This is a genomic window from Micromonospora sp. NPDC049679 (assembly GCF_040659735.1).
Taxonomy (GTDB): Bacteria; Actinomycetota; Actinomycetes; order Mycobacteriales; family Micromonosporaceae; genus Micromonospora_I.
The window spans coordinates 200,711-216,494 of sequence record NZ_JBFANZ010000002.1 but is presented as its reverse complement, the minus strand read 5'-3'; the positions used below and the strand labels follow the sequence as shown (position 1 = coordinate 216,494).

Below are 15,784 nucleotides of genomic sequence, written 5' to 3'. Positions count from 1 at the left end.
GCTCGGATGGCGGTCCGGCCGGCCGCGGCGGTCACCGCCGGACGTAGGCTGACCGACGTGACGCTTTCCCCCGCCCGCACCGCCGAGACCGCACTCGGCCGCAAGCGGCGGGCCCGACGGATGGCCCGTCTGCTTGCCGAGACCCACCCCGACGCACACTGTGAGCTCGATCACGACGGGCCGCTGCAGCTCGCGGTCGCGACGATCCTCTCCGCGCAGTGCACGGACAAGCGGGTCAACGAGGTCACCCCGAAGCTGTTCGTGCGCTACCCGAGCGCCGCCGACTACGCCGCGGCCGACCGGAGCGAGCTGGAGGAGCTGATCCGCCCCACCGGCTTCTTCCGCAACAAGACCGACTCGCTGATCAAGCTCGGTCAGGGGCTGGTCGAGCGGCACGACGGTGAGGTGCCCGGCCGCCTGGTCGACCTGGTCAAGCTCCCCGGCATCGGTCGTAAGACCGCCAACGTCATCCTCGGCAACGCGTTCGACGTCCCCGGCATCACCGTCGACACCCACTTCCAGCGGCTCGTCGCCCGTTGGGCCTGGACGACCGAGACGGATCCGGTCAAGATCGAACATGCGGTTGGCGCGCTGATCGAGCGGCGGGAGTGGACGATGCTCTCGCATCGCGTGATCTTCCACGGCCGGCGCGTCTGCCACGCCCGCAAGCCCGCCTGCGGCGCCTGCACGCTCGCGCCGATGTGCCCGTCGTACGGGACAGGACCGACCGAGGCCGCGCCCGCCGCCAAGCTGCTCAAGGGCCCGCGCGCCCGTGAGCTGGCCATCCAGGCCGGCGTCGACCCTGACCTGGTGCCGGCGAAGGCAGCCGTCGCGGAGGTTCCGTGATCCGCCGAGCCGCCTCGCTGCTACTGCCGCTGCTGTTGCTCGCCGCGGGATGCACCGCGACCGACGTATCAGGCGACGCCGCCTCCTCGCGCGCGCCGTCGCCGTTCGTCGACTGCGCGGGCCTGACCGCGGCGCCTGCCAGCACACCATCCGCCCGGGCGACCCCGGCAGGAACAGCCCGGCCCTCGGACGCTGCCCGGGCTGACGCCCTGCCGAAGATCGAGCTGTCGTGCTTCACCGGCGGTCGGGGCGTCCCGCTCGGCACGATCCGCGGACCCATCGTGATCAACCTCTGGGCCTCGTGGTGCCCGCCGTGCCGCGCCGAACTGCCCGCGTTCGAGCGACTCCACCAGCGGACCGCCGGGAAGCTGCACGTGGTGGGCGTGGACACCAAGGACACCCGGGCGGCCGCGCAGTCGACCGGCGAGGACCTCGGCCTCACCTTCCCGACGCTCTTCGACCCCGACGAACGGCTGCGGCTGGCCCTGGGGCGCAACGGTCTGCCGATGACGCTCTTCGTCGACGCGGACGGCCGCGTGCGGCATGTCTACCAGTCCACGCCATTGGACGACGCCGCCCTGGGCGCCCTCGTCGAACGGCACCTCGGCGTGGGGGCGACGGCGTGACCGGTGACCGGGGTGATGCGGTGACCGATCAGCTGCCGGATTGGTGGGAGCCGCTGCTGAGCCGGGTCCGCACCGCCCGGACCTCGGACTTCACCCGGCTGCGGACGCCGAGCGAGGGCGGGCGGGAGAGTGCGGTCCTGGTGCTGCTCGGCGAGGACCGACCCGGCGACCCGGACGTACTGATGCTGCAGCGGGCGGCCACCCTGCGGAACCACGCCGGCCAGCCCGCGTTCCCCGGCGGCGCCGCCGACCCGGGTGACGCCGACCCGGCCGCCACGGCGCTGCGCGAGGCGCAGGAAGAGGTTGATCTCGAGCCGGCCAGCGTCACCGTGCTCGCCCAACTACCCCGGCTGTGGATCCCGGTCAGCGATTTCGTGGTCACCCCGGTTCTCGCCTGGTGGCACAGCCCGCACCCCGTTCATCCGCGGGAGCCCGCCGAGGTCGCCCACGTCGCCCGGCTCCCCGTGAACGAGCTTGTCGACCCCGCGAACCGGCTGCAGGTGCGGCATCCCAGCGGCTGGATCGGCCCGGCGTTCCAGGTACGGGGCATGCTCGTCTGGGGCTTCACGGCCGGCGTGGTGGCGGCCCTGCTCGACATGGCGGGGTGGGCGCGCCCGTGGCCGCGCGACCGGGTCGCCGAGCTGCCCGCGACCCGGGCCTCGGCCGCGCCCTCCGCCGGCACGGACGAGGTCGACGAGGTGGCCGGCCCGACCAGCTGACCGTCTCCCGCGCACCCCACGAAACCCGCCCCGCCGGTGATTTGATCGACTCCGTGCCGCGCGCCGGGACTAACGCTCGTGCGACACCCGTACCCTTAACGGGTGTCCGCCGTCGATGCCGTCCTGATCCTGCTCATGTTGGTGTTCGCGATCAGTGGTTACCGCCAGGGCTTCGTCATCGGAGCGCTGTCGTTCGCGGGCTTCTTCGGCGGTGCGCTGATCGGGCTTCAGCTCGGTCCGCTGCTCGCGCAACGCTTCGCCGACGGCGCGATCCGCGTGGTCGTCTCGCTCATCACCATCTTCGGTCTCGCCGTACTCGGCCAGGCCCTCGCCGGCTGGGCCGGCTCGCACCTGCGCCACGCGATCACCAGTCGGGCCGGGCGGAAGGCCGACGATGTCGGCGGGGCGGTCGTCTCGCTCTTCACCGTGCTCCTGGTGGCGTGGCTGGTTGCCGTACCCCTCGGCTCCTCGTCCCTGCCGTGGCTCGCCGGCGCGGTGCGCAACAGCGCGCTCCTCGCCGGGGTCAACCGGGTCCTTCCGGACCAGGCGCAGACGCTCTCCCAGGCTTTGCGCGAAACCGTCGACACCAACGGGTTCCCCGACGTCTTCGGTGATCTCGCGCCCACCCGGGCCCGCCAGGTGGCCCCGCCCGACCCGGCACTGGCCGGCTCCCAGGTCGTGGTCAACGCGCAGCGCTCGGTGGTGAAGGTGCTCGGCTCCGCCCCGAGTTGCTCCCGCCGCATCGAGGGATCCGGCTTCGTCTACGCGCGCGATCGCGTGATGACCAACGCGCACGTGGTGGCCGGCACGAAGACCCTCTCCGTCGAGCTTCGCGGTGAGCGGCACAACGGCCGGGTCGTCATCTACGACCCCGCCCGCGATCTCGCGGTGATCTACGTGCCCGGCCTCGACGCGCCGGTGATGCCCTTCGTTCCCCGCAAGGCGCCGACCGGCGCCGACGCCATCGTGCTCGGTTTCCCGTTGGACGGTCCCTACAACGCCCAGTCGGCGCGCGTACGCGAAGTCGGCCCGATCACCGGGCCGGACATCTATCGCGCCGACGACGTCACCCGCGAGGTCTACACGATCAGGGCGTTGGTGCGCAGCGGCAACTCCGGTGGCCCGCTGGTCGCCCCGAACGGCCAGGTGCTCGGCGTGATCTTCGCGGCGGCGGCCGACGACCGGAACACCGGTTTCGCCGTCACCGCCGATGAGGCGTCGTCGGTCGCGACCGCCGGCGCTGCGCGCACCCGCCCCACGGGCACCGGCGACTGCGCGTAGGGCGCGCGCGCCGGGCGTATCGCGTTCACGGTCACCGGCGCCCGTGGGGTCGGTGCGAGCGCCGGACGCTCCCGTCACGGTCACCGGCGCGCCGGTGACCGCGCCCGGACGGCCTACGGAGCGGGCGGCCCGGATCGTCGCAGGCTGTTCTGCCGCTGCCGCCGCATCACCCGGCGCAACGTCAGCTCCCGACGCCGCACCGTCTCCTGCCGGCGGCCCATCACCCGCTGCAACGTGATCTCCTTGCGCCGGTCCGCCAGCTCCGCCCGGTTGATCAGTCTCTGCCGGGTGAGCAGAGTGCCGGCGATCAACATGCCGACGAAAACGGCGCCCACGAGAAGGCCCGGCGGCCCTGCTTCCTCCCCGGAGCCCGCTGCGCGCGCCGCCCAACCCTCGCTCTGCCGTGGTGCGCGATTGCCGATCTGTCCGAGAGCGTCGGCCGCGGCGGGAGTTGGCCGCGTGACGGTGGGCGCCGGGCCGAACCCGACCACGCCGGGCGAGCTTTCGTCGTCGAGTGGGTTCCGGGTGACCGAGGGCACCCGGCGGGTGAGCGCCGCGACCGGATCGACCATGCCGAAGCCGAACTTGTCGTCCCGGCCCGGCGGCCCGACATCCTGCGCGGTGCTGATCAACCGACTGATCACGTTGGCGGCGGACATGTCAGGCCAGCGGGAGCGGATCAAGGCGGCCGTGGCGGCGACCAGCGGCGCGGCGAAGCTCGTCCCCTGGATCCGCCAGTAGCCGCCGGGACGGGCACCGAGCAGCCCCGTCGCGGGCGCGGTCAGCACCGTCTCCCGCCCCGTGATCGAGCCGGACCAGAGGGACTGGCTCTCCTTGTCCATGCCGGCCACCGACACCACGCCCGGCTCCCGCGCGGGGTACCAGACGTCGGACGGCGCCGAGGCGGTCAAGTTGCCGGTGCAGGCGATCACCACCACGTCCCGGGCGAACGCGTAGTCGAGTGCGGCCGCCAACGCGGCGCTGTTACCGCTCCCGCCGAGGGACATGTTGATCACGCTGGCGCCGTTGTCCACCGCCCAACGCACCGCCTTCGCGACGACCAACGCGTCGTCGTAGCGGTTCTCCTCGTCCAGCACCCGTACGGGCAGGATCTTCGCCCCGGACGCGAGGCCCACGACGCCGCGGCTGTCGTCGCCGCGACCGGCGATCAGGGCCGCCACCGTCGTGCCATGCCCGACCGGATCGAACCGGCCGTCGCCCGGCTGCACAAGATCCGTCCCCGGCAACACCTGACCGACGAGGTCCGGGTGGCCGGCATCGACCCCGGAGTCGAGGACGGCCACCGTCACACCGTCGCCCTTGGCGTGCCGCCAGGCCGCCGTCGCCCCGAGTTCCCTCAGCTGCCACTGCTCGTCGCGGACCGAGTCGGTCCGGATCGGAACGGCGGCCGCGGGTGCCGGTGTCGCGACGGCAGGTGTCGGCGCCGCGAGCGGCGCCGCGATCGCGGCCACGGCTAACAGCGCCGTCCCCACGAACCTCGCGACGGCGCTCCGGTGACGGTGCGGCAGCCTTGTCACACTGTGGCCTTTTCACCCCGGCGGACACTCGATGCACGGAGGTTACCGTGATTTGGCGGTTTCGGGTGCCGCACAACGTGTGCGGCGCGGTCAGTTCGGAGGTAGATGTGCCAACTGGATGAGGCGCACTCCTTCCTTCCGGGTCACCAGCCGGCCCCGTCCCGGCGGCATCGGCGCAGGTCGCACCGTACCGATCAGTGCACCCTCATCCGTGTCCCCGGACATCACCAGGCCGGGAGACGAAAGTTCGCGCAGTCGTTGGATGATCGGCTCGTAGAGCGACCGGGACGCCCCGCCCGAGCGGCGCGTGACCACCAGGTGCAATCCGATGTCGCGGGCCTGCGGCAGGTACTCCTCCAGCCCGCGCAACGGGTTCGCCGGACCGGTCGCCACCAGGTCGTAGTCGTCGACCAGGACGAACAACTCCGGCCCCGTCCACCACGAACGGTCCCGCAACTGCTGCGGCGTCACATCGGGGCCCGGCAACCGGCGTTGCATGTAGCCGGCCACGGACTCGATCAGCTCCGTCGTCGCGGCCGCCGCCGTGCCGTAGCCGATGAGATGTTCGGAATCGATCACCCCGAGCAGACTGCGCCGGTAGTCGACCAGGATCACCCGGGCCTGCTCCGGAGTGAACCGGGTGGTGATCGAGGTCGCCAGGGCGCGCAGGAACGACGATTTGCCGCACTCGGCGTCGCCGAACAGCAGGAAATGCGGCTCGGTCGCGAAATCGACCGAGACCGGCTGCAGGTCCGCCTCGGCGACGCCGATCGGCAGGCGCAGCCCGGCCGTCCGCGTAAGGTCCAATTCGGAGTACGGCAGCACCGGTGGCAACAGCCGCACGCGAGGAGCGGGTGCCCCCGCCCACGCCGCGGCCACCGCCTTGACCAGTGCCGGCGTCTCGCCGTCGAGACTGGACAGTTCCGGCAGTACGGTCAGGAAGTGCAGACTCTCGGCCGTGATGCCGCGTCCCGGGGACTTCTCGGGAACGTTCGCCGCGGAGCGGCGCGAGACGATCGAGTCGCTCGGGTCACCGAGCCGCAGCTCCAGCCGGGAGCCGAAGAGGTCGCGGATCGCCGGCCGGAAGTCCATCCATCGTGGAGCCGCGGCGACGACGTGCACCCCGTACGAGAGGCCGCGGGTGGCGATGTCGGTGACCAGTGGTTCCAGATCGTCGTACTCGCCGCGCAGCGTCGGCCAGCCGTCCACGACGAGGAAGACGTCCCCGAAGGGGTCCTGCCCGGCGCTGTCCGCGTTTCCGGCCGCCGCGGCCGCGCGACGTTTGCGGTAGGCGGACATCGAGTCGACGCCCAGGTCCGCGAAGCGTCGCTCCCGCTCGGCGAGCAGGGTGGCGACCTCGCCGACCGTACGCCGGACGGCGGCGGTGTCGAGCCGGCCGGCGACCCCGCCGACGTGGGGCAGGTCGCGCAGCGCCGCCAGCGAACCGCCACCGAAGTCCAGGCAGTAGATCTGCACCTCGGTCGGGGTGTGGGTCAGCGCCAGGCCGCAGACCAGCGTGCGGAGCAGGCTGGACTTGCCGGTCTGCGGGCCGCCGACCACGGCGACGTGCCCGGCCGAACCCTCCAACGACAGCCACAGCAGATCGCGGCGCTGCTCGTACGGCTTGTCCACGAGCGCGACCGGCACCTGCAGGGCGCCGTGCAGTTCCGGGTTGGCGAAGGTCAGCCCGCGCACCGGATCCGTGGTGACCGGGCCGAGCAGCTCGTCCAGCGCCGGCGCCTGGGAGAGCGGCGGTAGCCACACCTGGTGCGCCGGCGGTCCCTGACCGACCAGTCGCGACACCATGATGTCGAGCAGGCTGGTGCCGCCCGCGGCTTCGTCGGCCACGGGTTGCAGCGGGGCCTGGACCGGCTCGGGCGCCGGCACGTAGTGGGTGCTGTAGTTGAGCACCCGGGCCGTTCCGGTGCGACCGTCCATGCCCGCGCCGGCGCCCGGCTTGTCGAAGACGCCGGAGACGTAGGCGGCCTTGAACCGCACCAGTGGCTCGGTGCCGAATTTGAGGTAGCCGTGGCCGGGGGAGCGCGGCAGCTCGTACGCGTCGGGGACCCCGAGCACCGCGCGCGACTCCAGCGCGGAGAAGGTCCGCAGGCCGATCCGGTAGGACAGGTGCGTGTCCAGTCCGCGCAGCCGTCCCTCTTCGAGCCGCTGCGACGCGAGCAGCAGGTGTACGCCGAGCGACCGTCCCAGCCGTCCGATCTGGACGAACAGGTCGATGAAGTCGGGTTTCGCGGAGAGCAGTTCGGAGAATTCGTCGCAGATGATCAACAGTGAGGGGAGCGGGGCGAGCGCGGCGCCCCCGGCGCGTGCCTTTTCGTAGTCGCGCAAGCTGCCGAAGTTGCCCGCGCGTCGGAGCAGCTCCTGCCGTCGGATCAGCTCACCGTTGATGGCGTCCACCATGCGGTCGACGAGCGGTAGCTCGTCGGCGAGGTTGGTGATCACCGCGGCGGTGTGCGGCAGCCGGTCCAGCGAGGAGAAGGTGGCGCCGCCCTTGAAGTCCACCAGCACGAAGTTGAGGGTCTCGGAGGAGTGCGTCGCCGCCAGGCCGAGCACCAGGGTGCGCAGCAGTTCGGACTTGCCGGAGCCGGTCGCGCCGATGAGCAGGCCGTGCGGCCCCATCCCGTCCTGTGCCGACTCCTTGAGGTCCAGATCGATGGCGCCTCCGTCCGCGCCGACACCGATCGGCACCCGCAGCTTGTCCCGGTTGGGGCGCGGCGCCCAGCCCTGCACCGGGCTGAAGTTGTCGGGATCGGTGATGCCGAGCAGTTCGGCGAGCCCCATTTCAGCCGCGAGCGGCGCGTCGGAGCCCTTCGCGGCCGCGGCCAGCCGCAGCGGGGCGACCCGGCGGGCGACCGCCTCCGCCTCGGCGACCCCGAGCCGGTCCGGCGTGCCTACCTCGGCCTGACCGTCGGTCGAATAGGTGACCAGCCGCCGGCCCGCCCGCACCTCCAGCACGAGCATCGAACGGTCGAGCAGCCGCGGCGGCGTGGCGTCCAGGTCGAGTACGGTCACGCCGTCGATGCCGCTGTCGCTCACCAGGTGCGTCGCACCGGTCAGGTCGCCGCCGTCCAGCACCACCACCACGTGCGGGCCGTCGGTCGCGGGGCCCGCGGGGCTGAACCGCGGCCGGTTGCCCAGCACGTCGTCGATCAGCCTCTCCAGGTCGGCGCCCGCGCTCGTCACCAGCCGCACCGGACCGAGCGCGTCGCTGCGGGTCGGGTGGTGCGCGTGCGGCAGCCACTTCACCCACTCCCAGGCGGCCCGGCGTTCCGGCCCGGCGCAGACCGCGATCAGCAGGTCATCGGGGGCGTGGAAGACGGAGAGCTGGGCGAGCATCGCGCGGGCCAGGGCCTGTGCCTCGCTGCTCCCGTCCGCCGGCTCCGCCCGCGTATCCGCTTCGGCGCGCAGGAACACCCGGGCGAAGCCGCGCAGCGACAACGCGACGGGCAGGTCCGGGACGACCGAGTACGCGTCGAGGAAGCGGCGTAGCGCCCCGGCCGTCATCGGCTCGAGGTCCTCCAGCGGCCGGGTGACCGGCGGGGTGAGCGGCGTGGCGAGGGTCTGCGGGCCGACCGCGACCCGGACGACGCCGAAGTCCGGGTCGGTGCTGCGGCGTTCCCAGAGGCGGTGGCTGCCGGCGGTTGACCAGAGCTGCGCCGGATCGGGGTGCCGGTAGAAGAGGCCGGCGCGCTGCCGGGCAGCGGTCTCCCGCACCCGCCGGCGCAGCGTCGCGAGATGGCGCAGGTACTCGCGGCGGGCCGCCATCATCTCCGCCTTCTTCGGAGACCCCGAGGCGCTGCCCCAAGACGTCGCCAGCATGGCGAGGGAGGAGACGCCGAACATCGCCCCCACCACATAGGAGTAGGTGCCCCCGCCGCGGCCGAACATCATCGCCATCGCGACCGAGCCGCCGAGCATCGGCAGCATCATCATGAGCTGCTGCCAGCGTGCGCCGGTGGCCTGTGGAATCTCGGGTGGCGCCTCCACGGCCAGCTCGCCGGTCGGAATCTCCGGCGCCGGTCGCCGCGGAGGCCGTTTGACGACGACCGTGCTCATGCCGCCCCCTCGCCGCGCCTGCTCATGCCTGCCCCTCGCTCCACTCGATGCCGGGGTGCCCCCCGCCACGCGCCGCGTCCGCTGCGGCGCCCGCCACCCGTGCCCACGTGCCCGGCCCTTCGCTCGCGACTGCCGGGCCCGCTTCGCGCTGCCCGGTTTCCGGCGCCGCGCCGATTCGCGCAGGCCGCCCCGGAACCCTCGCTCCCCGCGCTCACGCCGCCTCCCCAATCGCTCGGTGGGCCGAGCCCGGCCCATGGTAGGTAAAGTGCGGTCGTCCCCGCAGCCATGGCTGCACCCTCAATCAAGGACTGTCGATGAGCATCGGGCTCGCCCGCGTCACCATCAACGCCCCGCAGCGGCGGGTCGACGTCGCGCTCCCCGAACACGTCCCCCTCGCGGAGCTGCTGCCGGAGGTGCTGCGGCACGCCGGCGAGGGGCTCGCCGACGACGGGGAGCGGCACGGCGGCTGGGTGCTGCGCCGTACGGACGGGGCGCCGCTCCTGACCGAGCAGGGTCTGCTGCCGCAGGGGGTGCGCGACGGCGAGGTGCTGCACCTCGTTCCGGCGCGTGCACAGTGGCCGGAGCTCGAATACGACGACGTGGTCGAGGCGATCGCCGACGGCGCGCGCCGTCGGGGGGCGGCCTGGGGTGCGCCCGCCACCCGTGCCGCCACCCTGGTCGGGTCGGGAGTGCTGCTCACCGTCGGTCTTCTCGCGGTGCTCCACGGCGGACCGTCGTGGGGGATCGGGGCGTTCGTCGCGCTCGGCGTCGCGGTCCTGCTCGCTCTCGCCGGCGTCGTCGCCTCCCGGGGGTACGGGGACGGCCCGGCCGGCACGGCGCTGGGCGGCTACGCCCTGCCGTACGCCTTCGCCGGTGGCGCGCTCCTGGTCGCCTCCGGTGATCCGGTCGGGGTTCTCGGGCCGCTGCGGTGGATGGGTGCGCCGGAGCTGCTGGTCGGCTCGGTGGCGCTGCTGCTCGTCGCCATCCTCGGCCTGGTCGGGACCGCCACCGGCCTCCGGGTCTTCGCCGCCGGGGTGACCGTCGGTCTGCTCGGGGCGATCACCGCGCTGGCCGGGTTCTTCCTGACCGCGGCCGGGGCCGCGGCGGTGCTCATGTCCGTCCTGGTCTGCGGGATCGGCGTGCTGCCGCTGCTGGCGATCCGCTTCGGCAAGCTTCCGATGCCGCCGATCACCCTGCCCACGGGGGCGGAGGGGGCGGAGGGCTTCACTGCGGCCGGCGTGGGTTCGCCGGAGAGCGCGCGGGAGCGGCCGGAGCGGGGCCGGGTCTTCGCCGCGGTGGCCCGTACGGAGGAGTTGCTGACCGGGATGCTGACCGGTCATGCCGTGCTCGCCGGCGCGGCGGCTCTGCTGCTCGTGACGGACGACGGATTCGCCGGTCGGCTGCTGGCGGCGGTCTCGGCGGGCGGTCTGCTGCTCCGCTCGCGGCTCTTCGTCACGCTGCGCCAGCGGGTGCCTCTGGTCGCCGCCGGTCTGGTCGGCTTCGCGGTGCTCGGCGCGAGCCTTGCCGGTCGGGTCGATCACGCCGGGCTGCTCGGGTTGACCGCGGGTGGACTCATCCTCGCCCTGGTGACCGTGGCGGCCGGTGCCACCTACTCGCGTCGGCCGCCGTCACCCTACCTGGGGCGGGCCGCCGACCTCTTCGACACCGTGATGGTGGTCTCCGTCGTGCCGGTGGCCTGTGCGGTGCTGGGGCTCTACGCCCGGGCCCGCGGCCTGCTCGGCTGACGACACACGCCACGTCCTGTCCCGGCGGAGCCCGGCGGGTCAGGACGTGGCGCGGATGTGGTCAGTGCGCGGTTTCGCCGCTCGCCTCGGCGTCACGCTGCCGCTGGTAGGACGCGCGGATCTCGTCCTCCGCCTCCATGCGGCCGACCCAGGTGGCGCCCTCGACCGACTTGCCGGGCTCGAGGTCCTTGTACACCTCGAAGAAGTGCTGGATCTCGAGTCGATCGAACTCACCCAGGTGATGGATGTCACGCAGGTGTTCCTGGCGCGGGTCCTCGAAGGGCACGCAGAGGACCTTGTCGTCCGCGCCCTTTTCGTCCGTCATCCGGAACATGCCGATGGCGCGGCAGCGGATGAGGCAACCTGGGAACGTGGGTTCGGGTACCAGCACGAGCGCGTCGAGCGGATCGCCGTCCTGTCCCAGGGTGCCCTCGATGAACCCGTAGTCCGCCGGATACTGCGTTGAAGTGAAGAGCGTGCGATCCAGCCTGATCCGGCCGGTCACGTGGTCCACCTCGTACTTGTTCCGGTGACCCTTGGGGATCTCAACCGTCACGTCGAAATCCATCTCACGCTCCCTTGTTGCCCACGCTGGCTAACGGAACCCGGGGTGGGCCGGCTGAGTGATCCCACTCGTGTCGCTCCGGGCCCCCCAGGGTGTTCGGTCGCAAGTAGTGTCGCCTAGGCGGATTGCTGAATGGGAGGAGGGGCCGATGGAGAGGGAAGATTCACATTCCGGCTCGGGCGCGGCGCCGCCGCCGCCCGCCGGCCGGGTGCCTTCCGGGCAGAACGGCGAGGCCGCACAGCGACCGTCCGAGCCCCCGCGTGGCCGTGCCGCAGTGCGGCCGCCAGCCGTGAGTCACCCCGATGACCCGGCGACCCCCGGAGCGCCTCCGTCTTCGACGCCGCCCCCCGGCGGCCCGGGTCAGTCCCATCCCGGTCCCATGACCGGGCGGCCCCCCGGCGCCTCCCAGGGCCGGGCCGTGGTGCCGCCCGCCCCGTCCTGGACCTCGCCGACGCCGGCGCCCCCGGGCCCCTCGGCGACCTGGCCGCCGGCGTCGGGCGCGCCGCAGCCGCCGGCCGGACCGGACGAAACCCCTCCCGGCGCGCCGACCGGGCCGCAGCCGCCGCGGCCCGCCACCGCGACGCCTCCTCCTGCGGCCACGACGCCTCCTCCCGCGCCGCGCCGTCGCCGCAAGGGGATCCTTGCCGCTCTCGTGTCGGTGCTCGTGCTCGCCCTGATCGCCACCGGGCTGGTGATCGTCCGACCCGGCCCGGTCGCCGGATGGCTCGGCGCGGGGCCCGTCGGGCCGGCCCCGGTCACCGATCCGCCCGAGCCGGCCCTGTCGCCGGTTCTTGCGGGCGTGGCGGCTGACGCGCCCATGCCCAGCCCCGCCGCGGTTCAGGCGGCGCTGGACCAGGTCATCGGCGGATCCGTCGTGAGCAGCGCGCACGTCTCGGTGGTCGACATCCTGACCGGCCAATCCATCTACGCGCGCCAGGCCGACACCCCGACCGTGCCGGCCTCGACCACGAAGGTGCTCACCGCCGCGACCGTGCTGGCCGCCCGCGGGGAGGCGTACCGGATTCCGACCCGCGTCGTCGCCGGCGCCAATCCCGGCGAGGTGGTGCTCGTCGGGGCCGGAGATCCCACCCTGGCCGCCAACGCCAAGGGCTACTACCCCGGGGCGGGACGCCTCGACCAGCTGGCGCAGCAGGTGAAAACCGCGCTGGGCGGCTCGCCGCCGAGCAAGGTCATCATCGACGGCAGCCTCTATTCCGGCCCTGTCGACGGGCCGGGCTGGGATTCCTACCGTCCGACCGACGGCTACGCGGCACCCATCGCCGCTCTCATGATGGACGGTGGGCGGATCGACCCGGCGCAGGGGAAGAACGGCGAACGGACCATGAAGCCGGACGTCGCCGCCGGCCAGGCGTTCGCGAAGGCGCTCGGCCTGCCGCAGGACGCGGTGACGCGGGGGTCCGCCCCGGCGGGTGGCGGGCAGAACGGAGCGCCGGCCGCTCGGGGGAGCGGGGGCCCCACCGCCGGGGGCGGCGCCGAAGCGGTGGCTCCGGGCAGCGAGCTCGGGCGTGTGCAGTCCCCACCCATGATCCGGCTGGTGGAGTTCATGCTCAACGAGAGCGACAACGTGGTCGCCGAAGCACTGGCTCGGCAGGTCGCGCTTGCCCGCAATCAGCCCGCCTCCTTCGCCGGCGGCGCGACGGCGATGGTTGCCGTCCTCGCGGAGCTCGGTCTGCCCGCCAACAACATCGAACTCTCCGACGCCAGCGGGCTCTCCCGTCGGAACAGGATCCCGCCGTCGACGCTGGCCCAGGCGCTCACGCTCGCCGCGAACCCGTCGCGGCCGGAACTCGCGTCGGTCTTCGCCGGGCTGCCGGTGGCGGCATGGTCGGGCACGTTGCAGCAGCGCTTCGCCAGTCCGGCCGTGCAGAACCGGGCGGGCGCCGGCGTGGTGCGGGCCAAGACGGGCACCCTCTCCGGCGTGAACACGCTCTCCGGCGTGCTCACCACCGCCGACGGTCGGGTGCTCGCCTTCGCGGCCCTCGCCGATCAGGTGCCGACTGGTCCTGAAGTGGCACAGCCGGCGCTCGACCGGATCGCGGCGACCCTCGCCGCATGCGGCTGCCGCTGACCGGGCCCGTCCTGCCGGTCTGTACCGGGCTGCCGATCCCCGGCGCCGATCGGCGGCGGAGCCGTCGAGCCTCGTATGCGAGCCGCCGTCGGGGTGTGCCGCCACGGGTACGGTGGGTCCATGGCGCAGTTCGTGGACTGGGACCTGGCCGCCGCCACCGCCGGCGCGCTGGGTAAGTCGGGTCCGAAAGTCTCCTACGACGAGGCCGCTGAGGTCGTCACCGATCTACGGCGGTTGACCGACGAGGCCGCCGGACACGTGACCTCCTACACGGGGCTGCGCTCGCAGGTGGCCCACCCACCGGTTCGGGTGGTCGACCGGCGGGACTGGGCGGCGGTCAACATAGCCGGCCTCCGCGAGGTCATCACTCCGCTCGTCAGCCGCCTGTCCGGGGACAAGCAGCCGGGGGCGTTGACCGACGCGATCGGCTCGCGGTTGACCGGGGTGCAGGCGGGTACGGTGCTGGCCTATCTCTCCGGCCGGGTGCTCGGCCAGTACGAGGTCTTCTCCGCCGAGCCCGGCCAGTTGTTGCTGATCGCGCCGAACATCGTCGAGGTGGAGCGCAAGCTGCAGGCCGATCCGCGCGACTTCCGGCTCTGGGTCTGCCTGCACGAGGTCACCCACCGCACCCAGTTCACCGCCGTGCCGTGGATGCGTGGGCATTTCCTGGGTGAGGTCCAGGCCTTCGTCGACGCGTCGCAGGCGGGTGGCGAGCATCTGCTGGAGCGGCTGCGCCGGGGCGTGGCGACCCTGTCGGACTCGGTGCGCGATCCGGAGAGCCGCGCCAGCGTCCTCGACATCGTCCAGACACCGGCCCAGCGGGCGGTGCTCGACCGGCTGACCGCCCTGATGACGCTCCTGGAAGGGCATGCCGAGTTCGTGATGGACGGCGTCGGCCCCGAGGTGATCCCGAGCGTCGAGCAGATCCGCGCGCGGTTCAACCGGCGCCGCGAGTCGGGCAACCCGCTGGAGAAGGCGATCCGCAAGCTGCTCGGCATCGACGTCAAAATGCGCCAGTACGCCGAGGGGCGCAAGTTCGTCCACGGTGTCGTGGAGCGGGTCGGAATGGCCGGCTTCAACAAGATCTTCGACTCGCCGCTGACCCTTCCGCGCCTGGACGAGCTGGGCGACCCGGACGCGTGGGTGGCGCGGGTGCACGGCCCGGTGCCGGGCTCCGCCCCGACCGCCTGACCGGCCGCCGTGGCTCCGCTCGCGCCGCCGGTCGCCGCGGTCCGGCTCGCCGTACGGAAGGCCCTCACCCAGCTGCCGTCCTCCGCGGCGCCGATCCTCGTGGCCTGTTCCGGGGGCGCGGATTCGCTCGCGCTCGCGTCGGCCGCCGCGTTCGTGGCCGCCCGGATGGGAATGCGTGCCGGGCTGGTGACCGTCGACCATGGTCTGCAGGAAGGGTCGGCGCAGCGCGCGACCGCGGTGGCGGAGTGGGCGGCGAAGCTCGACTTCGAGCCGGTCGAGGTGGCGACCGTGACCGTGGCCGGCCGTACGGGCGGCCCGGAGGCGGCGGCCCGGGCGGCCCGCTACGAGGCGCTGGTCGCGGCGGCGCGGCGGCACGACGCGGCCGCCGTGCTGCTCGGTCACACCCGTGACGACCAGGCCGAGACGGTGCTGCTCGCGCTCGCCCGGGGCGCCGGCCCGCGGGGCCTGTCCGGCATGCCCGCGGTGCGCGAGCTGGCGGGTGTACGCATGCTCCGTCCGCTGCTCGACGTCTCCCGCGCGGAGACCCGCGAGGCGTGCGCGGCGCTCGGGCTGACGCCGTGGGAGGACCCGCACAACGCCGACCCGGCGTACGCGCGGGCGCGGGTGCGGTCGAGCGCGCTTCCCGCGCTCGTCGAGGTGCTCGGTCCGGGCGTCGTGGCCAACCTGGCCCGCACGGCGGGACTCCTCGCGGCGGACACCGCGGCGCTGGACGCCCTGGCGGGCTCGGCGCTGGACGCCGCCCGCGCGGCGGACGGGGCGGTGCGGGTCGCCGCGTTGGCAGAGCTGCTCCCGGCGCTGCGCACCCGCGTGCTGCACGCGTGGGCCCGTGAGCTCGGCGCCGCCGCCGCCGCGCTCTCCCACCGGCACGTGGTGGCGCTCGACGCCCTGGTCACCGACTGGCACGGGCAGGGGGCCGTGCACCTGCCGGGCGGGATCCTGGTGGCGCGGCGGGATGGGCGGCTCGTCCGATCGCGGTGAGGTGCCCGGCAGTCGGCGGGCGGTCGGCGTCGTCGAGATCCGGATGATCAGGGGATCCGACCGACGACGCGCCGGCGACACGCCGAGCCGATCTCTGATCACCGGGATCAT

11 protein-coding genes and 1 pseudogene are annotated in these 15,784 nt (G+C 73.4%); 8 read left to right on the top strand and 4 right to left on the bottom strand.

Annotated features, from left to right (window positions below):
- Positions 1-6 precede the first annotated feature (6 nt).
- The 4 genes from nth to AB0J06_RS02705 all read left to right on the top strand — a co-directional run bounded on the left by nth (position 7) and on the right by AB0J06_RS02705 (position 3,472).
- Positions 7-846, top strand: coding sequence for an endonuclease III (gene nth / locus AB0J06_RS02720; protein WP_357423853.1), 840 nt, complete (start codon positions 7-9; stop codon positions 844-846).
- Entirely contained in the window at positions 843-1,472 is a 630-nt protein-coding gene (locus tag AB0J06_RS02715; protein WP_357423851.1) for a TlpA disulfide reductase family protein, read from the top strand. Before nth ends, AB0J06_RS02715 begins: the two co-directional genes overlap by 4 nt.
- A gap of 20 nt (positions 1,473-1,492) precedes the next feature.
- Complete coding sequence (locus AB0J06_RS02710; RefSeq protein ID WP_357423849.1) at positions 1,493-2,191, top strand: CoA pyrophosphatase; 699 nt, start codon at positions 1,493-1,495, stop codon at positions 2,189-2,191.
- A gap of 102 nt (positions 2,192-2,293) precedes the next feature.
- On the top strand, positions 2,294-3,472 hold the full coding sequence (locus AB0J06_RS02705) for a MarP family serine protease (protein ID WP_357423847.1): 1,179 nt from the start codon (positions 2,294-2,296) through the stop codon (positions 3,470-3,472).
- 401 nt (positions 3,473-3,873) lie between these two features.
- On the opposite strand, the pseudogene mycP reads toward AB0J06_RS02705, so the two are convergent.
- A pseudogene (gene mycP / locus AB0J06_RS02700) lies at positions 3,874-4,953 on the bottom strand (type VII secretion-associated serine protease mycosin); the annotation flags it as partial.
- A gap of 147 nt (positions 4,954-5,100) precedes the next feature.
- A complete protein-coding gene (eccCa, locus tag AB0J06_RS02695; protein WP_357423845.1) occupies positions 5,101-9,084 on the bottom strand; it encodes a type VII secretion protein EccCa in 3,984 nt (1,327 codons plus the stop codon).
- A 314-nt stretch (positions 9,085-9,398) separates the two neighbouring features.
- On the opposite strand from eccCa, the gene eccD reads away from it, so the two are divergent.
- Positions 9,399-10,829 (top strand): type VII secretion integral membrane protein EccD, encoded by a 1,431-nt coding sequence (gene eccD, locus AB0J06_RS02690; protein WP_357423843.1) that lies wholly within the window; start codon positions 9,399-9,401, stop codon positions 10,827-10,829.
- Between the two features lie 61 nt (positions 10,830-10,890).
- Here eccD and AB0J06_RS02685 read toward each other — a convergent pair whose 3' ends face one another.
- Together AB0J06_RS02685 and AB0J06_RS02680 are read right to left on the bottom strand one after the other, a co-directional pair.
- Entirely contained in the window at positions 10,891-11,397 is a 507-nt protein-coding gene (locus AB0J06_RS02685; RefSeq protein ID WP_357423841.1) for an inorganic diphosphatase, read from the bottom strand.
- Positions 11,398-11,754: 357 nt separating this feature from the next.
- Positions 11,755-11,994 (bottom strand): hypothetical protein, encoded by a 240-nt coding sequence (locus tag AB0J06_RS02680; protein ID WP_357423839.1) that lies wholly within the window; start codon positions 11,992-11,994, stop codon positions 11,755-11,757.
- Positions 11,995-12,046: 52 nt separating this feature from the next.
- On the opposite strand from AB0J06_RS02680, the gene dacB reads away from it, so the two are divergent.
- The 3 genes from dacB (at position 12,047) to tilS (ending at position 15,673) form a co-directional block, all read left to right on the top strand.
- On the top strand, positions 12,047-13,483 hold the full coding sequence (gene dacB / locus AB0J06_RS02675) for a D-alanyl-D-alanine carboxypeptidase/D-alanyl-D-alanine-endopeptidase (protein ID WP_357423837.1): 1,437 nt from the start codon (positions 12,047-12,049) through the stop codon (positions 13,481-13,483).
- 120 nt (positions 13,484-13,603) lie between these two features.
- Positions 13,604-14,674: a zinc-dependent metalloprotease gene (locus AB0J06_RS02670; protein WP_357423835.1), complete on the top strand. Its 1,071-nt coding sequence runs from the start codon at positions 13,604-13,606 to the stop codon at positions 14,672-14,674.
- Positions 14,675-14,683: 9 nt separating this feature from the next.
- Positions 14,684-15,673, top strand: coding sequence for a tRNA lysidine(34) synthetase TilS (gene tilS, locus AB0J06_RS02665; protein ID WP_357423833.1), 990 nt, complete (start codon positions 14,684-14,686; stop codon positions 15,671-15,673).
- The last annotated feature ends 111 nt before the right edge of the window (positions 15,674-15,784 follow it).